Annotated in this window: 17 protein-coding genes; 9 read left to right on the forward strand and 8 right to left on the reverse strand. The window is 64.1% G+C overall.

Annotated features, from left to right (window positions below):
- Nucleotides 1-61: 61 nt before the first annotated feature.
- From AB0L58_RS37840 to AB0L58_RS37855, 4 genes are all read left to right on the forward strand, one after another.
- On the forward strand, nt 62-874 hold the full coding sequence (locus AB0L58_RS37840; RefSeq protein WP_364395110.1) for an SAM-dependent methyltransferase: 813 nt from the start codon (nt 62-64) through the stop codon (nt 872-874).
- A 107-nt stretch (nt 875-981) separates the two neighbouring features.
- Nucleotides 982-1,464, forward strand: coding sequence for a hypothetical protein (locus AB0L58_RS37845; protein WP_364395112.1), 483 nt, complete (start codon nt 982-984; stop codon nt 1,462-1,464).
- Between the two features lie 15 nt (nt 1,465-1,479).
- Nucleotides 1,480-2,217 carry an ATP-binding cassette domain-containing protein gene (locus tag AB0L58_RS37850; RefSeq protein WP_364395114.1) on the forward strand — a complete coding sequence of 246 codons (738 nt, stop codon included), beginning with the start codon at nt 1,480-1,482 and terminating at the stop codon, nt 2,215-2,217.
- Nucleotides 2,214-3,053, forward strand: a complete 840-nt coding sequence (locus AB0L58_RS37855) for an ABC transporter permease (protein ID WP_364395116.1) — start codon at nt 2,214-2,216, stop codon at nt 3,051-3,053. Before AB0L58_RS37850 ends, AB0L58_RS37855 begins: the two co-directional genes overlap by 4 nt.
- 133 nt (nt 3,054-3,186) lie before the next feature.
- Here AB0L58_RS37855 and AB0L58_RS37860 read toward each other — a convergent pair whose 3' ends face one another.
- Nucleotides 3,187-4,500: a cytochrome P450 gene (locus tag AB0L58_RS37860; protein ID WP_364395119.1), complete on the reverse strand. Its 1,314-nt coding sequence runs from the start codon at nt 4,498-4,500 to the stop codon at nt 3,187-3,189.
- A 775-nt stretch (nt 4,501-5,275) separates the two neighbouring features.
- Nucleotides 5,276-6,139, reverse strand: coding sequence for a LysR substrate-binding domain-containing protein (locus tag AB0L58_RS37865; RefSeq protein ID WP_364395121.1), 864 nt, complete (start codon nt 6,137-6,139; stop codon nt 5,276-5,278).
- 79 nt (nt 6,140-6,218) lie between these two features.
- Between AB0L58_RS37865 and AB0L58_RS37870 the strand changes: the two genes are divergently transcribed.
- Both AB0L58_RS37870 and AB0L58_RS37875 read left to right on the forward strand, forming a co-directional pair.
- A complete protein-coding gene (locus AB0L58_RS37870; protein WP_364395123.1) occupies nt 6,219-6,518 on the forward strand; it encodes a hypothetical protein in 300 nt (99 codons plus the stop codon).
- 61 nt (nt 6,519-6,579) lie between these two features.
- Nucleotides 6,580-6,942: a DoxX family protein gene (locus AB0L58_RS37875; protein ID WP_364395125.1), complete on the forward strand. Its 363-nt coding sequence runs from the start codon at nt 6,580-6,582 to the stop codon at nt 6,940-6,942.
- A 92-nt stretch (nt 6,943-7,034) separates the two neighbouring features.
- Here AB0L58_RS37875 and AB0L58_RS37880 read toward each other — a convergent pair whose 3' ends face one another.
- From AB0L58_RS37880 to AB0L58_RS37890, 3 genes are read right to left on the reverse strand one after another with little or no spacing between them, the layout of a single operon-like run.
- Nucleotides 7,035-12,269, reverse strand: coding sequence for a hypothetical protein (locus AB0L58_RS37880; protein WP_364395127.1), 5,235 nt, complete (start codon nt 12,267-12,269; stop codon nt 7,035-7,037).
- A gap of 16 nt (nt 12,270-12,285) precedes the next feature.
- The gene (locus tag AB0L58_RS37885) at nt 12,286-15,159 is read right to left on the reverse strand and encodes a hypothetical protein (protein ID WP_364395129.1); all 2,874 of its coding nucleotides are present in this window, start codon (nt 15,157-15,159) and stop codon (nt 12,286-12,288) included.
- Between the two features lie 28 nt (nt 15,160-15,187).
- Nucleotides 15,188-16,009, reverse strand: a complete 822-nt coding sequence (locus AB0L58_RS37890; protein WP_364395131.1) for a hypothetical protein — start codon at nt 16,007-16,009, stop codon at nt 15,188-15,190.
- Nucleotides 16,010-16,405: 396 nt separating this feature from the next.
- On the opposite strand from AB0L58_RS37890, the gene AB0L58_RS37895 reads away from it, so the two are divergent.
- Both AB0L58_RS37895 and AB0L58_RS37900 read left to right on the forward strand, forming a co-directional pair.
- The gene (locus AB0L58_RS37895) at nt 16,406-17,053 is read left to right on the forward strand and encodes a helix-turn-helix domain-containing protein (RefSeq protein ID WP_364395133.1); all 648 of its coding nucleotides are present in this window, start codon (nt 16,406-16,408) and stop codon (nt 17,051-17,053) included.
- 73 nt (nt 17,054-17,126) lie between these two features.
- Nucleotides 17,127-17,339 carry a hypothetical protein gene (locus tag AB0L58_RS37900; RefSeq protein WP_364395161.1) on the forward strand — a complete coding sequence of 71 codons (213 nt, stop codon included), beginning with the start codon at nt 17,127-17,129 and terminating at the stop codon, nt 17,337-17,339.
- A gap of 187 nt (nt 17,340-17,526) precedes the next feature.
- Here AB0L58_RS37900 and AB0L58_RS37905 read toward each other — a convergent pair whose 3' ends face one another.
- From AB0L58_RS37905 to AB0L58_RS37915, 3 genes are all read right to left on the reverse strand, one after another.
- Nucleotides 17,527-18,423 (reverse strand): phytanoyl-CoA dioxygenase family protein, encoded by an 897-nt coding sequence (locus tag AB0L58_RS37905; protein WP_364395135.1) that lies wholly within the window; start codon nt 18,421-18,423, stop codon nt 17,527-17,529.
- A 29-nt stretch (nt 18,424-18,452) separates the two neighbouring features.
- Complete coding sequence (locus tag AB0L58_RS37910; protein WP_364395137.1) at nt 18,453-19,343, reverse strand: class I SAM-dependent methyltransferase; 891 nt, start codon at nt 19,341-19,343, stop codon at nt 18,453-18,455.
- A gap of 718 nt (nt 19,344-20,061) precedes the next feature.
- Nucleotides 20,062-21,585, reverse strand: a complete 1,524-nt coding sequence (locus tag AB0L58_RS37915) for an FAD-binding protein (RefSeq protein ID WP_364395139.1) — start codon at nt 21,583-21,585, stop codon at nt 20,062-20,064.
- Nucleotides 21,586-21,830: 245 nt separating this feature from the next.
- Here AB0L58_RS37915 and AB0L58_RS37920 point away from each other — a divergent pair, with 245 nt between their 5' ends.
- Nucleotides 21,831-23,645: an ATP-binding cassette domain-containing protein gene (locus AB0L58_RS37920; protein WP_364395141.1), complete on the forward strand. Its 1,815-nt coding sequence runs from the start codon at nt 21,831-21,833 to the stop codon at nt 23,643-23,645.
- Nucleotides 23,646-23,832 lie beyond the last annotated feature (187 nt).

Raw genomic sequence — 23,832 nt, forward strand, 5'->3', positions numbered from 1 at the left:
CTGGAGGAGCACCTGTCTGAGGGGTACCGATCGGCTGCGGTTACAGGCTACGGTTACACCTGTGGTCGAAGGAACTGAAGGGCCTGCGTCGGAGAACAACCGAACGCCGCAACCGTTCAACCCCGGTCTGGTGAACTCGGCCCGGGTGTATGACTATCTGTTGGGCGGTAAGGACAATCGCGAGACCGATCGAGACATGGCCGATCAAATGCTGTCTCGCGCACCCGAAATCAAGACCTTGGCCTGGTTCACCCGGAGTTTCATGCTCAAAGCGGTCGAGATGGCCGCGGAAGCCGGTATCCGTCAGTTCCTCGATCTCGGCTCGGGTATCCCGAGCTCGCCCAACGTGCATGAGGTGGCTCGGGAGACCGAGCCGTCGGCGCGGGTGGTGTATGTCGACTACGACCCGGTCGTGCACGCGCATTGCGACGCGCTGCTGGCCAAACCACGCGGCGTCACAGCACTGCTGGGCGACGTTCGTCGTCCCCACGACATCCTCGATCAGCTGAAGAACCACACCTTGATCGATTTCAACGAGCCGGTGGCTATCACGCTCATCAGTGTGCTGCATTACGTGATGGACGACGAACACCCCGCCGAGATCATCGCCGCCTTCCGCGATCAGTTGGCATCAGGCAGTTACCTGGCGATCAGTCATGGCTCCGTTGATTCCGCCCCAGAGATACTCCAGGTGCTCGCTGGCACCAACGACAGTTCAGCCCAAGTCGCCTTTCGGTCCACAGCGCAGACGGAGGCATTCTTCGCCGGCTTCGAGTTGCTCGAACCTGGTGTGGTGCCGGTACAGCAGTGGCTGCGCCCCGACTTGCCGGACACTCGAATGGTCATGCTCGGTGCCATCGGCCGCAAACCCTGAGGATCCGACATGAACAGGAGTAATCTCGAACCCGCCAATTTGTTGTTGGCCGCCTGCACATTTGAGCGTGCATCAGGTGCTGCCCCAGTCGATCAGAGGATGAAATAATGAAGACCCTCAAAATTGTCGCTGGTGTCGTGTCGACGATCATAACGGTCGCCGTGGTCACGACCGGCGCCTCGGTAGCCAATGCCCCTGCCGCCTCCGCCGCTCCTGGCGAGTTCCTCATCACCCGAGAGGTCCCCACCCTGGACGATCTCGACGCCCAGGTCGCGTTCCTGATCGAAACACCCGCCTCCGACGAGGCCAAGGCGGCCAATATGGAAGGCGGCATGAGGGCGGTCGTGGTTGCGCGCACCCTCTACAACATCGGCTGGTACCGAGCTCCGCGCGGGTCGAATGAGGTCACCGGTCCCGAAACCCACGACGGCAACGTGCACACCGCTATGCTGCGCAGCAAGTCAGCGGGACAACCGGATCTGGTTGCGCGCGTGGTATGGAAGCGTATCGATGGTGTCTGGAAGCTGTCCAACAGCTCCGTGTGCGAGGGCGTCAAGGCCGTGGGGCTGGCGATGGCCTGCGAGTTCTGACCGGCTCCGAGCGCCGTGATCGACATCCGTGACCTCACCCTGAGCTACCCGGGCGTGACCGTCCTCGAAGTCCCCACACTGACCGTGGCAGACGGGGCACTCACCTACCTGATCGGTCTCAACGGCACCGGCAAAACCACGCTGCTGCGATGTATCTGCGGCGTCATCGCGCCTGCCATCGGCACCGTCCGGGTCGACGGCACCCTCATCCGGGCCCATCACACCACACCGGCAACTCTCGGAATGCACCTCAACTACCGGGCTTTCGACCCCCGCCACACCGCACGTCGGCACCTACGCTGGATTGCCCGCGCCCGTGGACTACCCACCGGCCGGGTCGGTGACGTCCTCGAGATCGTCGACCTCGTCCGGGTCGCCGATCGCCGGCTGGGGCACTATTCGCTCGGCATGCTCCAACGTGTCGGCATCGCGGCCGCGTTGCTCTCCGAGCCACGAACCCTGCTGCTCGACGAACCGCTCAACGGCCTCGACATCGCGGGCATCCGCTGGATACGCGAGCTGCTGCGCCAGCTCGCCGATGCCGGGACCTGTGTCCTGGTTGCCACGCACCTGCTCGATGAGGTCGAACGTAACGCCGACCACATCGTCATCCTCGGAGACCGGCGCATTTTGGCCGATCAGCCGTTCGCGCACCTCATGAACACCCTGGGTCCTGGCGAGACCAGCCTCGAAGACGCCTACCTGCGAATCGCCGGCCTGCCTACCGACGTCGCGTTCGGCGTGGCCCCATGAACCGCCCCGGTCCAGCCACCCTGATCCGCCGCGGCGTCGCCGCCGAATGGACCCGCACGACCGGACGCAGCTTCCTGTGGAGCGTCGCTGTACCCCTCACCTTCGTGCTGCCACTGGTCGTCACCTTCGGAATCGCCGCCGTCGCAGAACGACTCGCCACCCTCCCCGGACAGAGTTACGTAGCCACGGTCTCCACCACCAACTCCGTGTACTGGGTGATCACCTTGTCCGTGTCGGTCATGATGGTCACCACCGCCTACGCCCACGCCACCCAATGGCGCGGTCAGACAAGCGATCTCAATGCCTTCCTGTTTCCCCGGTCCTGGACGGTCGCATTGGCCCGGTGGATCTTCTACGGCGCCATCACGGCGATATCGACAACTGTTCTACTCGTCGTCGTCATGGTCACGCTGCCACACCTGTTCCCGCAAATCTATGGGGCTGTGGACATCACCGACTCCGCCGGTATCCGGTTCCTCTGGACCGTTCCGAGCTACGCGTTCGCCGCATGCGGGGTGGGTGTCGCGGTCGGGTCACTGATTCGCACTCCGTCCGCCGCCGTCGCCGTCCTCCTGTTCTGGGTCTACGTGGCCGAGAACGCCATCAATCTGCTACCCCATGGATACACCCTGCAGGCTTACGCCCCGTTCCTCAACGCCGTCGCCGCAACCGGCCAGGAAGTCGCCTTCCTTCCGCGCTTCGGCCGCACCGGATCTCTGCTCTACTTCATCCTCGTCGCCGTCGCCCTCTTCGTCACCACAGCCGTCCTACCGATCGTCATTCGCCGGATGTCCGGACATCGCAGCACGACGCTCACCAAATCAGGCACGACCTGAGCCGAGCCGCACGAGCCCGGTGGCTACGGCGCCGATTGTTCGACCGAGGGCGCGCAGCGCGGCGATGAACGAGCCTGGAGATGGCACCGAAGTCCGGAAATCCGCTGCGGGGTCGTAGTTTTCGGCCGCGCGATTACACAGAGACCGGATGAACCTCGAGCGGAAGCCTTCTCATCCCAGGGATCGGACCGAGGGCTCGCGGGAGCTTCTTGGTTGTGACCGGCCGGAACTCCCACTTCGACAGCAGACTGTGGAGAGTCGTTTGCAGTGCCACCCAGGCGAAATTGTTACCGATACACATCTGATTGCCCATGCTGAACGGAACGAAGCTTCTGCATTTCGATCCCGAGTTCGAGGACGACCACCGATCGGGGTCGAAAGTGTTCGGCTCGGCGAAAATGTGCGGGTTGCGGTGAATAGCTGCAATGCTGTAGCCGATATCGGTCCCAGCGGGAAATGTGAAACCGTCGAGTTCGACCGTGGTGACGCTGCGTCTGGTCTGCAGTAGTGGCGAATGGGTCCGTGTGACCTCGTTCAGGAATCGGTTCAGGTAGTCGAGCTGGTCGAGGCTTCGGGGATCGACTTCTTCTGCGGCGGAGATCTCGTGCTTCAGTTTCGAAGCCACCTCCGGACGCTGGGACAACTCGTACAGAGCCCAGGTCAGCGTGGCGGTCAAGGCATCGATCCCGCCGAAGAGAATGGTCACGGCCTGCTCTGCCAGGAACTCGTCACTACGGTGTTCCTCACCCGACGAATCCAGCAGGATGTCGATCAGGTCGTTCCGGCGGTCACCGCTGACCCGGCGCGCGACGAGCAGCTCCCGGCAGTAGTCTCGCAGTTGCGTTCCAGCCGACAGGAATTTGCGGTTCACCGGCAATGGCAGGCTCGCCAGCCGCTTCGGCAGCACACTGCCCACTATGGCACCCGCGCCGATGTCCGCGACCAGACCCGAGATGAGTTGTAGCTCCTCGGTATCGGGTTCGTGCGAGAACATGGACCCGAGCAGGTCGGTAATCACCAACACCAACAGCGCGGAACCGACCTCGACAATCTGGCCTTGCCGCCACGAACTCGCCAACGCATCCGCATTACGCTTCATGATGTGCGCGTAGCTTTCCAACTCTGTCCGATGGAACGCTGGTTGCAGCAGACGGCGAAGATCCCTGTGTTGCTGGCCATCCGAGACGATCAGCGATTCCCCGAATATGAGACGGATGCGTTCGAAGAGGAGCCCTCGCTCGTAGGCATCGGAGTTCTCTACCAACACCCTGTGGAGTAGTTCGAAATCAGTAATGACATAGACAACGAGATTGCCGATATCGACACGTGCTATTTTGCCGACGCTGGCCAGATCCACCATGAACTGGACTGGATCACGCCACAATTTCCAACCGTGTCCGAGAACCGGCAAACGTCCAGGCCCGCACGGGACGTCACGAAGATCCACTGCATGTTGCCTTTCTTACGGTAGGTTCGAGGCCAGAGACTTCGGGTGATCGGATCACAACCCAGACACCAGCGATCCAACTCCGTCCCCGATGCCCGTCGGCGAGGTCGCTGAACAACCGGTCCACGCCGTCGACTGTGGCGGGGTCGGCTCGTGCCGAAAAAGCATGTCCTGCACCGCCACGTCACAGCTGTTGCCATGCACCACCGCCCCGTCGGCCGCACGACGCTGGCGATGGCACGGCCGATGCCGCTGGAAGCCTCGGCTACGAGAAGCGGTCCTTCCGACTGGGGCAGTCATAGCAACTCCTGGATCAGCGTGTCGGGCAACGATCTCCTCGCAACTCTCGACAAACCTGCCGCGGTCCCAGACTTCTCCGATCGTCCACACAGGGACTCCTGCACGAATAGGTGACAACCGAGCTGGATCGCTGAGGCCTGTTGCCCATCAACACGTTACATTAGCCGGGATCTTGAACCGGCCCCGACTTTCTGCCGAAACGCCAACGACCCGAGCGCCATTCACGGTAGAGATCACCTTTTCCTGTTGGTGTCGGCTTTCCACTCCGCCCAGGACTCGTCGTAGGCACTGGCCTCCCCGCGCGGTTGCGGCTGCTGAGTTCGATCGCTTCTCATGCGAGCCACGGCCGGACATCCTTGGGTAGCCGATCAGCGGACACGGTAGAGGTCGGGTTGGCAGTCGTGACACGGCGATCAGATAGGCAGGGCATCTCTGAGCCGCATCGGAAGCGAATATTCGAGACAGGTCGGATTCGCTACCGATGGTTCGGAATTGCGTATGCGGCCGTTGCTATTTGCACGAACGATCGGATCAGGGGGTTGGTGTCGCCCTCGTTCCACACCACTACCACACTGCTCGGTGCCATATCGACCAGCGGGACTGTGGCCAGTCCGTCGGGCACCTTGTGCCCGAGGGGGGTGATGCCGACGGTGCCGTTCCAGAGCACGGCCTGCACACATTCCTGGACGACCCGCACTACTGGGCCTTCACGCGGTTCGCCGCCGTTCCAGTAGGCCTGCCAGACCGGGTCGGTGCCGTCGGGGAACTGGAACCAGCGGCGGCCGGCCAGGTCGGCCAGCGTCAGGTGGTCACGGTGGGCCAGCGGGTCGTCGGCACGCAGTACCGCCCCGACCGGGTCGGCACGCAGCTCATGTGCGGTCAGGGCGGTGTCGTTGAACGGTGCACGGGTCACCGCGACGTCGACCAGTCCCGCCCTCAGCCCGCAGGTGGGGTCGGTGAGGTCGGTGTCGCGGATGCGGATGTCGACCTCGGGGTGCTTGTGGCGGTAGGCGGCGGCCAGCCTGGTGATGCCGGGGTCGGTGGCGTCACCCAGGATGCCGATGGTGAGGTTCGCATTTCCGGCCGCGGCGGCTACCCGTGTGCTGACCCGGTCGGCGTGGTCGAGCAGGGCGCGCGCGTCGTCGAGCAGTACCGCCCCGACTCGGGTGAGATCGACGCCGGTGGGCGACCGGTCGAACAACGCGGCGCCGACTTCCGACTCCAGTTGCTGGATGGCGCGGCTCAGCGGCGGCTGGCTCATGTGCAGCCTGGCAGCGGCGCGACCGAAATGGCGTTCCTCGGCGACAGCGACGAAGTAACGCAGCGTACGCAGCTCCACGCTGGCACGATACCCGTCCGGTATCGGCATGGCAGAACAGGTCTTGGACGCCTCGACGTTGCGGCGGTGCAATCGAAACATGACCGACGAAACAACGAACGACAAAACGAACTTCGACGCAACCGTTTCGGTGGTCGGACCCGGCGAGGGTGAGACGATCATGTTGGGTGCGGTGATGGTCCCACCCGGCGCCCCGCACACCTTCGCCAACATCACCGGTCGACCGGCCGTCATGCTCAGCACCTTCACCCCCGACCTGTATGTGCAGTACTTCCGCGACCTACAGGACATGATCGCCGATGGCCGGGAACTGACACCCCAGGTGAACATGGCAGTGATGAGCCACTACGCCACCGAGCCCGCCACCGGCTTCGCCTGAACCCGAGCGGGCCGAGATGCGTTGTGCCCTCGGCCCGCACCTGCCACCGCTGGATGGAATTGTGAACATCGCTTTCTGGATCACCGCGGGCCTGCTCGCCCTCTTCTACTGCTATGCGGGCGCACTGAAGATCACCCGAAACCGGGATCAACTCCGGCCCATGATGACCTGGGTAGACCGCGTGCCACTACCCGCTGTCCGGATCGTCGGTGCGCTCGAAGTACTCGGCGCACTTGGGCTGATCCTTCCGCCCCTGATCGGCCTTATGCCTTGGCTCGTCGTGGCCGCGGCCATCGGTTTCGTGCTCCTGCAACTCGGTGCGATCCCGGTCCACCTGACCGGCGGAGACCGAAGAGTCACCCTCAACATCACCCTTCTTCTCACAGCCGCCGTGACCGTCTGGTTCGCGACCACCTGGGTGTGACCTTGTGGCACAAAGCATCTATGCCGCACATCGGTGGCTGTTGTTCGACGAGCCTATCCAGAAGTGATTCTGCGAGGCGGGCGCAGCACCTGTCAGGACCACCAGGTTCGCGTCAGGTCGTCGGCGTCGGTTCGTATCAGCAATTCCACTTGACGTTTTACCCGGTGCAGCAGCAGAGGGGTACGCGGCGCGGCGCGAAACCCCTGCTCTCCTTCGACAATCGGGGTCCACGCTTGCCATTGGGTCGGCTCGGTCCAGCTACTGGTGAAGGCGGTGCCATCAGCGGCGACGGTGAAGATGTCGAGCCGTCCTGGCTCCGGTACGGCGCAGGCCACGCCCACCTGCGCGGGTAGTTGGGCGCCTCCCGGGCGGCTGAGCTGGGCCCATTGCGGCGGTTGTCCGGGGTCGAGGGTGCAGTCCCATACGTCGCCGCCGGCGGTGGTGGCCAGGACCCGGGTCCGAGTGCCGTCGGTGGCGACGGTGAAGGTACGAAACGACTGCCGGTCGCTGACTTTGGTCCAGGACGGCGTCGGTGGGATGAGTTCGGCACGGATGATCGGTGTCGCCCACAACGCGCCGTCGGTGGCCAGCACGAAGACTCGGTCGACGGTTGTGGCGATGTCGCCGTCCGCGCGCAGTGCGAACTTGTCGACGACGAGTTGGTGCCAGTACCGGGCCGTCTGTCCCTGCGGCAGGTCGAAGGAAAGCCGAGAGCGCCGATCGAAATGGATGTACAGGTGCCCGTCCGCGCCGGGGACGAGCAGTTCGACGCCCTCGAGCGATCCTTGTGCGGGACCGGCGAACAGCGTGCCGGGTGTTGCCAGCGGTACTGCGGCGCCGAATCCGACCTCTTCCGGTGTCCACGGGTCCCATGTCCCGTCCTTGTCGATGATAGAGCTGAGGAACAGTTTGCCCTCGTCGAGCACTGCGGCTATCAGATGTCCGGGGAGGCGGGAGACCGCACCCACCGAGCAGGCTGGGGTGAACTGGGGTCCGCCATGCTCGCTGGGGATTTCGGTCCAGCGCGGTGCGGCGGTCAGACAGGGATCCAGGCGCCGATGGCGCAGCGGCTCGTTCGGGGTCGTGTAGAAGAGATCGCTGTGGTCATAGTAGAACTGCTCGCGTTCGCCTTGGGCGCCGAGCACCACCTTGCCCCGGACGTGGCTGTCGGGTACCGGTTCCCACGCCCGCCACCGGTCGGTGCGGATGGCGAACGGCAACGGTCCGGTGTTGCGTACATCTTCGTCGAAATCGGATGAATCCCAGTTCAGCGTGACGTCGCGCAGCGTGTGATCGCCCATCAGCGCCTGCAGTGAGAAGCCCATATTCCAATCGGCCTCGTTGTCACCATCACTGAATGCCCGGTGCCCCACGTCGATGGTCAGGTCGGGCGCCGCCGCGACCGGTCCGGAGTCGAAGAAGATCCATTCGGTGTCGTGGGCGTTGTCGTCGTCGACCGGGCCGACCGCGATGATCTGGTGCTCGGTGACCGTAGTGCACCCGATTCCGACCGTGGCGGTGCCGAGAGTCTTCTCGTCCATGTCTTCGTCCTTGGTGCGGACGAAAACGACCAGGCCCAACACCTTGTCGGCGTCGCTGGGCAGCACTGGAGCCTGTTCACTGCGAACAGGGTGGTCGAAGTCGTGCAGGTTGTGCAGCAGCGACTGTCCGCGGTACTCGATGACGTAGGACCGCTGCCCCCACTCCACCCGGCCACCGCGTACGAAGTCGTTCTCGAAGCGGGGATACAGGTCGGTCTGCAGCGGTGCGTTGCCGTAGTGGAATTCCTGTTCCTCGTATTTGAGCGCGAGCACTTTGCTACTGCCGTCCGGCATCGGCATGTGGTAATGGCATTCCATGTCGTTGAAGTCGTCGAGGTGGACCCGCGCGCTGCTGACTCGCTGTTTGAACGTTTCGTAGTCGCCGAATTCGGTCTTGTTGCCCACCTGGACGATCCAGATGTTCTTGCCGTCGTGGTGCCAGTCGCGGTCGGCGAAGTAGTCGCGCGGCAAGGGGTCGGGCCAGATCCGCTGGAGTTCGCGCAGCTTCGTCAGCAGAGCCTCGCGTTTCTCGGCGTCCTGCTCCTGCGCGATCGCGCGTACGAGATCTCCGATCGGCTTCCTGGCGACCTCGTCCACGGCTTGGTTGTAGACGTCGACCTCGTCCTCCTGCAGGCTCAGCCAGGTGGGATGCTGATTGGAGAACACGCCGATGTAGGCCTCGGATCGGTCCGCGGCCGGGACGCCCGGGTCCTGGTGGGTGTATTTGCCGAACAACCAGAAACCCTTGGGGCCGTAGTGGAATACGTCGAAGTTCTCGAACAGCGGCGAGTTGGCGTCGTCGTAGGCCGAGCAGCGCACTTCATCGACGCGGTCGAAACCGACCTTGGGAAAGTACACATGTGAGCCGCAGTCGGCGATATCGTTCTGGACGTCGTGGAAGTCGTAGGCGATGATCGCGGCCGGTCCGTGCTGGACCACCATCGGCAGCGCGAAATATCCTGTCCACCAGTCTAATCCGTCCACGCCGTCGCTGCTGGTGCGGAATATTCTACTGCCGGTGAGCTGCGACTCGTTCAATGCCACCGCGGCGACGCCGCCGACGATCGCACCGGGGGGTCCGGCCACCAGCGCACCGCCCAGTGCGCCAACCGCGGCGGCGAGTACCGGGGATACATCCAGGTTCACCAACCCGGAGGTGCTGAAGACGTTGAGCGTGCCGTTCACGGTGGCCTGATTGACATTGGACTGGATGTTCATCTGGCCGGCCCGGAAATTCTGGATGCTCGACAGCATGATGTCGGGATTGCGGTAGGTGAGGATATTTGCGCGTGTACGCGTCGATCCCTCCAGGAAAATGGATAGGTCGTCGGCGATATCTTCGGCGTCGTCCATCTGGAGGATCGCGCCGAGTACCGCACCGGCTAGGAAACCGTATACGCCACCGACCAGGCCGCCGATCACTCCGAAGATCGATCCGCCCTTGACCTTGGGCAGCAGCGTGCCGACCACGGTCGCCAGCTGCTTGAACACCCCGCTCTGCCCCAAATCGAATTTGTCGACGCAGGCCAGCGTGCCGCGCGTCACCTGCTTGTTCAGGAAAGCCGATGTGCCCCACCAGAAGACGATATTGTCGTCTCTGCGGCTGTACCCGGGATGGGTGCGCTCGATATCCGTGTCGACCTTGTCGACGAACGGCAGATATTTCTTCAGCTTCGGCGCGTATCCCTCACGGTGGGAATCGAATGTGTCCTTGTCGTTCTCCTGTGAGAACCAGATGCCGTACTTGTAGGCCTCGTCGAAGGTGATCGATACCCGGGACCGGTCCATGACCGCCGATTTCGGTGGGTTGCATGCGATTTCGAGTAGCACCTCCGGGATCCGATATGTCGAGGTGGCCATCGCGGCGCCGATCTCGGAGTCGTCGTCGAACCACAGTCCGCGGGTGCCGAACAGTAACTCGATGGCATCGGAGAGCGCGTTGTCGCGGCCGGTCATCTTCGAGGAGAACTGGCTGCGTCCGCCGACCGCGCCCATCGCGCCCTTGTGCATGAACCGCGCCACATCGAACAGTAGGAGATCTGTTGCCAGCGTCGCCTTTTCACGTACCTCGGGATCGAGGGCGAAGTCGATCAGGTTCAGCAGCGACCACAGGTGCTCGCGGTAGTACCCGGAGGAATTGAACTCCGTCCAGCCCATCAAGAGCCGATGGTTGAGCCACCTCAACACCCTGGCCCTACCGCGTTCCTTGCGCTCCTTTCCGGATCGCGCACCGGAGTCGGGACGGCCGTCGGCGAAGTCGCGCACGTCGAAGGTGTCGGATTCCCATAGCTGTCCGGCCAGATATTCCGAGGACGCGAACATGATGTAGTGGTTCTCCGACCAGTACTCCATCTCGCTCTCGGCCTCGTACCCCAGGTCGGTGCGCACTTTCTGGAAGAAGGAGTTCTTCATCGCGCGGGCCGGCTCATCGAGCCAGAATTTGTAGTGCCGGATACCTTGCCGCAGCACTTCCTGAGCGATCGGGGAGAACGTGATCGCCGCGCTGCCCGGCACAGCGGCGCTCTCGTGCAGGATGACGCTGAGCTTGTCGCGCGCGGTGTTCAGCCTGCTCAGCAGCCCCGGATCGTCGATGAATGCCTGCTCTGCAGCGCGCTTGCGGAAGAACTCGCCGAAGTCCGGGGGCAGTTCGGGCCGCTTCCGCCAGCGCAAAGCTTCGTCGGAAGCCACCTTCGCCGGGATGGTGCCGAACAGGTACAGGATCCGAATGAGATGGCACAGGCCCATATCGGAGTTCTCCTTGTTGGCGTATACCTCGCGCAGCCCGTGCTTGACGACCCGCAGCCAGTACTTCGCCATCTCCGAATGCGGAAACTTCTCGATATCGTCGAGCTTGTACCCGGCGGTCTCGACGCGGACGCCGAAACGATAGTGCGGCACCGGCACACGGCGATCGTCGAGTATGTCCACCGACGACAGAAACTGCGCCTTGACCCGGTCCGCGGCATCGCCGGTGGTCATGCTCCGCAGTGCGCGGTTGATCTCCTGACGATAGATCTCCTTACCGAAGTCGTCGTCGGCGAAGGTGAATTTCTGGGCCGCACTGTCGCCGAGCACAATACGGAGCTCTGCCTCGAAGTCGGTGATGAACTTCTCCAGATCGGCCAGCCACTCCGATGCCCCGGTCTTCGCGAATGCCTGCGGATCTCGGTGGGCGGGGTGATACAGCTCGGGCAGTAGCCATGGCTTTTCCTGCGCGACGAATGCGCGGCTGATCGCCTGCCCCCTACCGTCGGTCACCTGGTCTTCCCCGTCTTTGGGCTCCTCGCCCTTCAACGGGTCGAACATCTGGCCGGGTACCCAGTTCGGCAGTTCCGGAACGAATGTCGCTGGCTTGCGGCGATAATCACCGAGCGCAGACGGCTCATGGGCCGAGGTGAACCGGTCCTCTTCGAAAGTCGTTGCCAGCGTCTCGAGTCGCTCGATGAGCCGACGCGGCTCCCGAAAATCGAGCCAGTCGCCGTTTTTGCCGATCAGCGTTCCGGCGAAGGCCTTCCGCCGTACTTGCTCGTCGGCAGTCCACACCGGCTCATGGCTGTCGAGATACACCCTGGCGCGACGGAATTCCGGATGGCCCGGCACACTCTCGGGTTGTGCGGGCGATACCGGCTCGCTGATCAAGCTCAGCAACCGCTGCCGGTCCGGATCCTTCGTCTCGTGCTCGATGTCGCGGAAGGTCTGGAGATTCAGTCTGCGCAACTGGGTTTCGAAGAACCAGCGGCGTCGCTTCTCCAATTCGGCACGCAGCTGGGTGTTCTCGTCAGCCATGATCGGTCCCCCTACTTCACTCGTCGTCGCCGGGCCGGCGCGGCGACGCGGCCCAGTCGGGCAGCTCGGCGTCGTCCTTCAACATGACCAACGTCGTGGGCAGGCGTACCTCCCATTCGTCGATGACCACTTCGTCCTCCGGTGCAGCGTTGCGCGCCTTGATCTCCGCGATGATCGTCGTGTACCGCTCACTGAACATGTCGGGGATCTCTTCGCCCATCCACACGTCACCGGTTTCGTGGAAGTGCGCGAGTGCAGCCTCGAAGCCGGGCCGAACCGGAATGACGACCCGAGCGGCGCCCGCCTTCAAGAAGGTCTCGAACTGCGGGTCGATGTCCTGAATGAGAACCAGTTCGCCCCAGCGCGACTGCCTGCCCCAGAAGTACGGGTAGTAGAGATACATCAGGTGCTCCCATTCGAAGGCACGCTCGAAGAACGCGACAACCGCACCCCACTGTTTGATGTACTGCGGATCCGCCGGGAACTGGTAGGGCTGATTCGGCGCCGGATAGGCCACCTCGCCGAAGTGCTCGCTGATCAGAAGGTGGATGAACGCCTTCTTCAGCTCCTGCTGTTCGATCGTCGGATCGTGGCCGAGCGCACTCGCCAGGCTCATCTGGGTACGTACCGCATTCTGGTAGCGCCCGAGTTGATCCAGGAATTCGGTGCGCTGACGCTGATATCCCGCAACGATTTTCGCGTGCGTATCCAGCTGCCATTTCTCCAACGCCTTGTCGGTGCGCCTGCAGTTGATGCCGATCGCGAAGTTGAATTGCAGGATGCGCGGGAACGAGTTCATCGTGACCGGGACCTCGCCGGTCACCTGGGGCAGGGTGAACGACTCGTTGAGGTTGGGGTTGGCGCTCTTGCCGAACCGGATGAACGCGCTCTCCCCGATGTAGAACTCGAAATAGGGGTAGTCGGTGTCCGGTAGGGCGATGTGCTGATTCGTGCGCTGCACATAGCCACCGATCGCGGTGTAGTTTTCCGGCACCCGGATCGTGAACGCGTTGTACTCCTGAGCGAAGTCCGGACTCCCGGTGCCGTAGTGCCCGTCCATGGGTTTGCCCGGCTCACCGGTGCCGGTGCGCGCGACGGTCGTGATGAATTCCTCTGGTGGCGGAGTCACCGCCCCGGTCACGCCGTATCTGGTGGCCCAGTCCTGGTAGTTCGCCGCATTCAGCTCGGCGGGCGTAATGGTCGGCTCGATCGGCCGGGCCAGCTGGAAGTTCTCCGGCTGTGCCGCGGTCTCGAGCGTATCGATCAGGAATGCCGCAGGTTCCGGAATGACCACGTCGTACAGCAGTCGCTTGCCGTAGTTGACCACCCGGGTCTTATATTTCTTGTCGACCCATTGGTAGATGCCGCGGATCGGCCGCAGCCCGTTGCTGTTGTCCAGCTGGTGCATCGCCTCCTCGGTGTACACCTTCTTTTCCCGTTGCACTCGTTGCTGTTTCACCGATTGAGTCAGTTTGTTCACGGCCCGGTCGGTGACACTGCGGGCGTAGTTGGTTTTACTGTTCTCGACCAGCCTGCCGTAATTGCTGGTGGAGGTCTGATCCTGCGTGCTCGAGCTTTGCTGGCCCGCCTCCTTCTCGGCCTCGGTGGCGAGTTCGTTGCGGTCGGTGGTCTGGGTATCGCGCTCGGTGCTCTGCGAGGTCTCGGTCTCCTCGGAGATGATCAGCTCGGAGGTTTCCTCGCGTTTGGTTGTCCTGCGCAGCAACTCGCCGGGGAGCACGTTCTCGATGTGGGAGACGTCGGAGGCCACATAGCCGATGAGTTCCTGCCGGACGACCTGCAAGTCGCCGACGCCGACCGGGCGGGTGACCGCATGGCTGAAGTCTGGAACCGGCGGGTCGGCGATGGCCGCATCGGCCGGTGGCTCCTGGACCGCGAACAGGTTCGCGCCCAGACGGTAGACGCGCGCGGGCTCGGGGATCCTGGTCGGCTCCACCTCACGCGAAACGGTCAACCAGCGACGCTTGACGACATCGAGGACATCCTGCACGGACGCGGTGGCGGTGTCGCCGAGTTCGGCCTGAAGATGCTCGTGGACAAGCGGATTCAGCGCGGCCACGGTCGCGGGTGCCAGCCCGAGCACACTGGCTGCGGCGTCCGCTCGCGATTGGCTCGGCTCTTGTCCGTCGGTCGTCGTGGCCTGCGCGATGCTCGGCGTGGCGTGGACAGCGAGCTGACCGGGGCGTGCAGACATCAGCGTCTCGTATGCCTGCCGGAACGCCGTCTGCTCCGTGGTCAACCCGGCTAGCCGGACCGCTGCGGCATCCAATTCCGGTGCTGGCGCTACGACCTGCGGATCGCCCCCTTTACGGGGAAAGAACCCCTCGGGGATCCGCACGGCACGATCCAGCAGGGCACGGATCCGCTCGGCGGACAGCGGATCGACCCGACCGGCCGCGAAATCGACCACGAACGCGGCCACCTGGCGCAGGACGGTGATCGCGGGTGCCTCCAACCGGTCGAACCTGGTGGTGATCTTCACCGCGACCAGCGCGTCGCTCGACACGACCAGTTCGTCCTTGAATGCCTGCGCGGCAACGAGTTCGGCCGCTGTCTGACCGAATACATCCTTGACCGCCTTGTTGACCTTGTCCGGTGTCGTCGGCGCGGACGCGGGCAGGGCGAGTAGTTTGGCTCGCAGCTCCTGATATTTCCCGAGCCGGGCCAAGCGGTTGTCGGCCAGCTCGTTGGAACCGCCGCCGGTCAACCCGTCGATGAATTGCTCGGCCTCGAGACGCGCCTCGCTATACGGGCCGTGTTCGACGAGGTCGAGCAATCGGTTCTGGAACGCCGATTGCGTTGTCAGATCGATCGAATTCCGGTTCTCGGAAGAAACGAACGCCTGTTGTATGAAACGAAATAACTCCACCATGATTCCTCCTCGACGTGGCGACGGGCGACTATGCGCGCGGGTGATCCAGCGCTTGCTCGACGGCGGCGAGCGCGTCGACCGGAGTGCGGTTCTCGCCGTGGGCGTTCTTGCCGAGTTGGGCCCAGCCCTTGCCTTCGGGCCCGCGCAACTGGATCCAGATATCGCGGGTCTTCTCCAGCAGTTCGCGCTGTTCGGCCTCGTTCAATGCGGACATGAATTCCTCCTGTATTCCCACGCCGCATGCCGCGGCGAAATCCTGCGGCGACATGCCGTTGGCGGCGTTCATGTCGCACGCTCCGAACGGTGGGCAGCCCTCGGGCAGGCCGCCGCCGAAGCCCCGGCCGTCGGTGTATTGATGCGCGATCTGACCGGGCAGATTCGGGTTCCTGCCGTAACCGGCACCGATCACCCGCAATCCATCGGGACGGTCGGACCACATGCCGTGGAAATCGCCGTGGTTGGCATAACCGATGACCCGCCGCCGATCCCCCAGCCAGTCAGCGGCATGCCAATAGGCGCAGTTGATTCCGTCGGACTGATCGCCGACGGGATTGCCGCCGGATTCGACGTCGATCATCGTGATCATCCGCGGATGCGGACCATCCGCCTGCTCGACCATCTCCTGATGGGTGCCCACCGTGTCGAACCAGTTCGGCCGCCAGTAGAAGTAGACGACGAAACACGCCAGACGACCCGAATCCGCTGCCCGGCAAGCCCATTCGTAGTTCGCGGCGAAGTTCGGGTCACGGAATGTGCCGTCGTTGGACCGGAAGCTCAGGATTGCATGTGGATAGGAATCGTCCACCGGCGACTGAAAATATGACACGTCAGCAAAAAGACTGTCGACCATCTGACTCCCTCGATTTCGAATGTCGAAACTTCCCCCGAGCCGTCGTGCGACCGGCGTCCCGCCTCGGCGCCATGAAACGTCGATGAGACGCCGGCGAAAGGTGGGGGCCGGAGACTTCTCGCTGTAAGACCAAGCCCCGGCGCCCATTCGGCGCGATGAACCAATGCTGCCGCCGATCGATCACCTGCGGTAGTGAGCGGTCGGATGAGCGAACCGGGTGTTCCATTTGCCGGACCACGACCGATATGACGCGTGGTGCTCGGTTCGTTGCGTTATCTGCACGGGAGGACAGACAGTGAACGAAGCGACGATCGACAAGGCAGCCGTGGGGGGACGCGGCGTTCTCGAGGGGGCTTCGCCCTGTTGGAGGCGCTCGCACACGGCGAGGAGAAGGGCTTGACCCAATTGGCGACTGCCGCAGGACTACCCAAAGCAACCGCCTACCGGCTACTCAGCCAGCTCGTCGAAGAGGGTGCCGTGCAACGGCGCAATGGCCGCTACCAGATCGGACCCCGAGTATTCCGGCTCGGCCAAACCTGGCAACCCGCACGACTACTGCGCGCAGCCGCAGCCCAACCGCTCGCACAGCTGACCTCGGCGACCGAGCGTGGCGGCTTCAGTCTCGCTGTGACCGACCGGGGACACGCCATGCTCATCGGCGGCATCGGGCGCGAGATAGATGAGATCTTCCCGCTGCGGGCCGGGACACTGCTGCCTCCCGGTACCGCCGCCGAGCAGATCTTGACCATGCGCGGTGCGAACCCCACACCGTCAGAAGGCTTTTCCCCACACGAGTGGAATCGCCGCGTCACCATGACCAGAGAAAAGGACCTCGCCTACGACACCGACATGAGCCGTTTCGGACTCGCCTGCGTCGCCGCACCCGTGCGCGGACCCGCGGGGGAGATCGTCGCCGCACTAGCGGCGACGGTGACCGAAGTCCAGCGAATCCCGGCCATGGCCGAAGCGATCCTACGGACGGCGGGCTTGGTGAGCGCCAACCTCACCAGACTGCTCAGATCGCACGGAGTCATATCGCTGTGAGTGTGCGTGGGGTCTCTTGTAGCGGTGACGCCGATGAGGTATCAGGTGCGCTCGCATCGCCACCGTCAATGCGATGCTCGACGATGCGTTGCTCGAACGCACTTGCCTCAAACGGGTCGCGCCCGGTGACGATGTCGCACCGCGGCTGGCGCAGCATTCGGTCGAGTTGTCCGACATGGAGCAGATCATCACCCCGCTGCAATGGGTGTCCACCGCCAAGCCGATCGCGGCCAAGGTCCGATCAGAAGCGAGCGGCACGTACTGGCTGTCCCCTTCGAAGAGTTGAACTTTCGATGCGCTACCGTGCGCGGGCGCAGTGGCTCCACCGCCACGCTGCGCACCCTGCCATGACCATCTGCGGTGTCCACGGACTTCCGGTCGCCTGGTAGCCACGAAGACAAAAGCACGTCCCGGCTATAAGTGCGGTTGCGGGATCGGTTCATCGGGAAGGTGGGCAGGGCAGTGTGATTCGGTTAAGCATCGGTCTGTGGGAGGGCCGGGTCGGGGGTTTCGAGTAGCCGTTTCGGGTGCATGCCGTCGACGGCCCCCATGAACGGCGGGTGGATGCTGTAGCCGAGCATGCGGCGGATGTCCTCGGACACCGTTCGTGCGGTTTCTCGGCTGGTCGATAGCGTGTACGCCTCTTGAGGGCGCAGCCACGGCTCGCAATACTGTGCGGTCACGGCGAGTCGAGGAGCGGTGGTCTGGTTCGCGCCGCCGCCGTGCCAGAGGGTTCCGAGATAGAACACGCACGAGCCCGCGGGCATCCGCGTGCCGACCCGGGCGTCGGATTCGGTCGGCTGGCGTGCATCCCATCGGTGGCTGCCGGGCAGAATCACCGTGCTGCCGTTGCGCTCTGTGAACGGGTCTATGGCCCACATCGTCGCGGCGCTCAGCGGCGGGCGGGGCCTTGGTATCGGATAGAAGCCGTCGTCGTGGTGCAGGAGCTGGGCTTGCTCACCGGGGAGGATGTTGATCACCTGCAGTTGGGAGAGCAGGTAATTCGGCAGGAACAGCCGGTCGAGCAGGGCCAGCACGCGCGGATGGTCGAGCAGCCGGTCGTAGGCGCGGGTCTTCTCGAGCAGGCTGTACACCCGCTGGGTTTGTTTGCCCTCGAACGTATTTCGGCCGGGTGGGCCGAGCAGGGCCGTGCTCGCGGCGCGTATGCGTTCGCATTCCTCGGGTGTGATCAGGTCCGGTAAGACGACGTACCCGTCGCGGTCGAGGGCGCGCATGTCGGCATCGACCACCGCGGGGTCGATCGTCGCTCCCGCGCTGGCGGTGGCCCGGTGGCGTCCGGCCAGGTCGACACGCAGGTCGTCGAGTTCGGTGATGACATCGTTCACGTGGGGCGTGCGTCCCGGGTTCATGACTGACTCCTCGCTGGGTAGACGGCCGGTCACGCCTCGGGCAGCGGATCAGCCACCTTGCGAAGCGAGATTCGGTAGAGCACAAGGTGTTCCCGGTCGAACTGCCGGATGGACGCCTCCAGATAACGTTCGTATGCCTCGGTGATGCGGGCGCCGACGAGCCGTTGCGCGTCCGCGCGGTGTGAGCGGAGCCTGCGCAGCCACTCCGCGCAGGTGGTCGAGTAGTCGTGACGATCGTTGACCACCGAACCGATTTCGAAAAGTTTCTCCGCGGCGTGGGCGAGTTCGGACAGTCGCGGTGGATCCGATTCCGGAAATATCTCGTTCGCCAGGAACTGCACGTCGTTGAGCGCGTTGTGGTCGAGTGGCCGGTTGCCCTTGCCGATCGTCTGGATGACCAGCCCGCCGCCCGGGCGGAGCATGCGAGAGCAGTGCGTGAAGAACTCTCGATAGGCGGCGGTGCGGTCGCGCCGAGACAGTCCGAATTTCACGAAGTGTTCGAGTGCGCCGACGCAGAATATGGCGTCATAGGCCCGGTCCGGACGATGGGTGTTCCAGTGTTCGAGCCGGACATCGATCCGATCTGTGGAATGCGTTCGGACGTAGTCGTATTGGTCTCGGCTGAGAGTGAGGCCGGTGACGCGGGCCTGCCGGTTCCGGTCGGCTACCCGCTGCATCAGGCTGCCCCAGCCGCACCCGATGTCGAGCACGCGCTGCGCGCCGGCGATGGCGGCCCGCTCGATCAGATAGTCGAGCTTGCGCTGCTGCGCGTGGTCGAGATCGTCGCCCTCGGACCATAGTGCGCACGAGTAGGTCAGGCTGCTGTCGAGCCACAGCCGATAGAACTCGGTTCCGATGTCGTAGTGATGGCGGACCGCATCCGGTGACGCGCCTTGGTATTCATTGATTTCCGATACCATCGTCGAGGCCCTGCCGTTCCGAATCCTCCGGTGAAGTCGAGTCGGATGGACCGCTCGGCCTCTGGTGTGGCCCGCCAGGCCACGATGACGTCAAAAACCTCCCCGGGAGTGGCCGATCCAATTTGCCAGTGATCTTCTCGGCAAACGCACTCCACCTTAGCCAATTGACCTTGTACCGGCAAGGATCCGGAATCGATTGACATAGCATGCACCAGCGCGGATTTCACCACTGGCCGCGGAAGGCAGGACCGCAGGAGACCGGCTCGACCAGACCCACCCGGTTGAGGTTGTCGTACCAGCCGAGCGCTGAAGCCAACCACTGGCCGTGCGGCCCGGCAACCACAAGACCGGAGGAAGCGCACGACCGTGGGTTCAGTCATTCGCTCTGGTCATTGACCTCTGGTATACAACCCAGCCGGCGTGGGCTGTGACCGGGTAAACGGCCAGACCAGGTCACGAGAGAATCGGCCGAATGAGCGGCGTCGACCAACAGCACCGGCCGAGGCGACCGCCGGGCGGAAACACGTTGCAGCGGAGTGTGTCTCGTGGTCGGGTTCGGCTGAGCGTGGACCTCGACGAGCGGTCCGATCCGGCATGGCTGCTGTGATAGTGGCATCGAAATCCGGAAACGCCGGGACAAGCAGTAATTCACGCGTGCCGGAACCCTCCGGGCCGCCGACGGCCACCCGGGGGTTGGGGAGCAGCGGTGAACTGTCGATCAGTGTGATGCGGGCGGGATGCTCTGCTCGTACTGGAAGACGTTGTGGGGGTCGTACTTCGCCTTGATCTTGCGCAGCCGCTCGAAGCGCTGGCTTCCCCAGTAGGCGGTCTGCCACTCTTGCATTCCGACGTTCGGCACGTTGACGTAGGCGCCGTCCGCGTAGGGCCGCAGCGCCTGGCTGAACTCAGCGGTCCAGGCCTGGGCCTGCGAGGTCAGCGGGTCGCCGACGCCTGGTTGTGTTGAACGAGTCCCCCAGGCCGCGCCGATCTCGCCGTAGAAAAGCGCGTCCCGATGCGCGAACGCCGTGCCGCCGGGGGGCTCCCGCTCGATCGCCCCGCCGAAGGCATCGACGAAGTAGTTGCTCTCCTCTGTGGGAGCGTTCCGCATGAAGTCGCCGATGATGTCGATCGCCTTCTTCGGGAACCGCTCTTTGACGAACTCCGAGAAGAACTTCCAGTTCGCGGGCTCTTGCGCGAGCGGGACCTGGGCTCCCGCAAAGAAGTCGCCCCAGTTACCGACCTGCACCGTGACATCGGGCCTGCCGACCGACAGGATCGGAGCCAGCATCTCTGTGGCCTGTGCCGCTGCCCCGTCCGCAAGCCACGCGGACAGCAGGATCTGGGACTTGTGGATCTCGAGTTCGGATCCCAGACGGCTGTCGGCGGCCGGTAGCGTACGCTGCCACGCTTCGAAGACCCCGTACAGGTCCTCGAGTCCATCCCATGTCGCCTGCACATAGGCGAGATGCTCGAGCGGATGCACCTTATAGGTGAGTTGTGTGACGATCCCGAAGTTGCCGTTTCCCGCCCCGCGAAGCGCCCAGAGCAGGTCCGAGTGGTGCTGCGAGTCCGCGTTGATCACCTTGGCACAGTCGTGACCCGACGCGACGACGACCTCGGCCGCCATCAGGCTGTCGCAGGCCATGCCGAGCCAGCGGTTGAGGGGCCCGAGACCACCGCCGAGCGTCGCACCACACAAGCTCACGCTGCCCTCGCTCCCGGTTGTGACCGCAAAGTTTTGCTTCGCGAGCGTCGTCACCGCTTCCAGTTGGTTCAGCCCGGCACCGACCGTCGCGATACGAGCGCCGGGGTCGATCTGGACCGACTTCAACTGGCTGACGTCGATTACGACGCCGTTGTCGACATTCGACCAGCCTTCGAGGGCGTGGCGGCCGCTGCGCACCCGCAGCGCGATGTCGTGCTGCCGCGCCCACGTCAGGGCGTTCACCACGTCCTGGGTTTCCTGTGCGAAGGCGATGACCAGCGGATAGTGCGAAAAGAGCTGGTCCCAGCCGAGTCGCGCATCCGGGTACGACGGGTCACCCTGGCGGACGATGTGGCCGGTCAGCGTCGCGGGCGGGCATCCAGGGCTTTTGCCCGGGTGGTCCGCGGCCGCAATTCCCGGGGCGCTTGCGTCCGCAATATCCGGCGTGTCTGCGGCCGTAAGGCTCGAGACAACGACTGCTCCGATGCCAGCGGCCGCCGACGTCCTGAGCAGGTCACGGCGAGAAAGATCGCTCAAGGTTCAGATCCTCTCAATCGGTCTACGCCAGTACCGGGCTGCCAAGGGAACTATTATCCGCTGGCCGCCAGGCAGTCCCGCACGGTAACGGGATGACGCGGTGGTGTGTCCCGACACGCCAATCGAGAACGATGCCGGCGATGACCTCATCGCGCACCGCTCGTTCCAGTGCCCGCCCCAACGCGGCGAGTGTGTTCTTGATGGTGGCCGAAATCGAGCGGGGCGCGATTTGAGGCAAACGCCTCATGCGACCACGGCGGCGGCGGACCGATGATCAGGGCATGACGAAGCGAGTTCAGGAATCACGGAGGTTACCGGTCATGACCGAATTGGCATTCGAACCACCGATCGTCGAGCGGTTCGGTACGCGCAGTTCAGATCCCGCACCTGGAGTGCCGGACGGCGGGCGAGTCGATGCAGTCGACGTGAGCCGGCATGTCGGGGCGCGGCAAATTCTTCAGGAGCTGTCGTTGTCGATCGAACCAGGCGAGTTGGTCGCCATTGCCGGCGGCAGTGGAGCAGGAAAGAGCACATTGCTGGAGATCCTCGCGGGCCTGCGACCACCGTCTGCCGGGGAGGTTCGGCACGACGGCGTCGTTCGCGGGGCCCGAGTCAACGCCGATTCCCGTATCGGCTATGTGCCCCAGGAGGACATCATCCACCTCGAGATGCCGCTGCGCCGCACGCTGCGCTACGCGGCGCGGCTGCGGCTGCCCGCAGGCACATCGGCGGCCGAGGCGAACCGGGTAGTCGAAGAGACCATGCAGGACCTCGACCTGGCTGATCGGGCCGAGGTGCCGGTCCGTGCGCTCTCCGGCGGCCAGCGCAAGCGGGCCAGTATCGCCGTGGAGCTGCTGACCCGGCCACACCTCTTCTTCCTCGACGAACCCACCTCCGGGCTCGATCCGTCGACCGCAGCCGACGTGATGCGCCTGCTGCGCCGACTCAGCCAGCGCGGAGTCACAGTCGTCCTCACCACGCACGAGCCGACCGGCATCGACCGGTGTGACCGGGTGGTATTCCTGGCACGCGACGGCCACCTGGCCTTCACCGGCAGCCCGACCGAGGCTCGGCGCTACTTCGACGTCGAGGATCTCGCCGAGGTGTACGACCGGCTGGCTCATGAGCACACCCCTCAGATCTGGGCGCAGCGATTCGCGGACAGCGGTGGGAAGTCGAAAGCCCGGCCTGGCTCGGCTCTACTGCCCATCCCTGCCACCCGTTCAGACCTCGAGCGCACAGACATGGTCCGGCAATGGTGGCTACTTACCCGACGCAATGTCGATGTGCTCCTTCGCAACCGGCTGACCCTGGCGGTCCTGCTCGGCTCACCGGTGCTGGTCACCGCGATGATGGCGACGCTGTTCAAGCCAGACGCGTTCGATCCGCGTAACGAAGCCGCCCTCGGCCCGGTCCAGATCGTGTTCTGGATAGCATTCGCAGGCTTCTTCTTCGGCCTTACCTACGGCCTGCTCCAGATCGTCGGGGAGATGGCCGTCTTCCGGCGGGAGCGCCTGGCCGGGCTCAGCGTGGGCGCCTACGTGGCATCCAAGGTGACAGCGCTGCTTCCGGTGCTGGCTGGAGTGAGCGCGGTGCTCCTCGGTGTGCTGCGGGCGCTCGGTCGGCTCCCCGCCGTTGGATGGGACGTGTCCGCCTTCCTGTTCGTGACGATTGTGATCGAGGCGACCTCGGCACTGGCCCTCGGATTGCTCGCCTCGGCCGCGGTCTCCAACGCCGCGCAGGCCGCCCTCGCCCTGCCGATGCTCTGCTTCCCTCAGGTTCTGTTCGGTGGCGCCATAGTCCCCGTTGACGAGATGGCCCTCCCGGGACGCCTGATGAGTCTCGGCCTATCCAACCGCCACGCATTCGAAGCGCTGGGTCGTGACCTGGATCTCGAGCGGTACACCGCCACCCTGCCGGCCATGTCCGCCTACGGCGACACCTTCCACGGAGGCACCGGCGCCAGTCTCATTGCGCTCGCGGTGTTTGCCGTTGGCCTCATGCTGGCCACGATATGGGTCTTGGACCGGCGGTCCCGGCCCAGCGCATCCCGGCGATGAAGGCCCCACGCAGTCGGTCCCGGTGTCGGCTCGGCCAACCCGTTACCGGGGCCCGACTGTGCGTAATCAGCCGGGTCTCCGGCGCGCTCCGCATGCCGACTTGCCCGTCCACCTGCCCGTCGACCGGACGCGCATCGACTACGCCGCTGTGCCATGTGACGTCGATGTCGCACCCGGGCAGCATCAT

It is taken from the genome of Nocardia sp. NPDC052112 (assembly GCF_040680135.1).
Lineage (GTDB): Bacteria > Actinomycetota > Actinomycetes > Mycobacteriales > Mycobacteriaceae > Nocardia.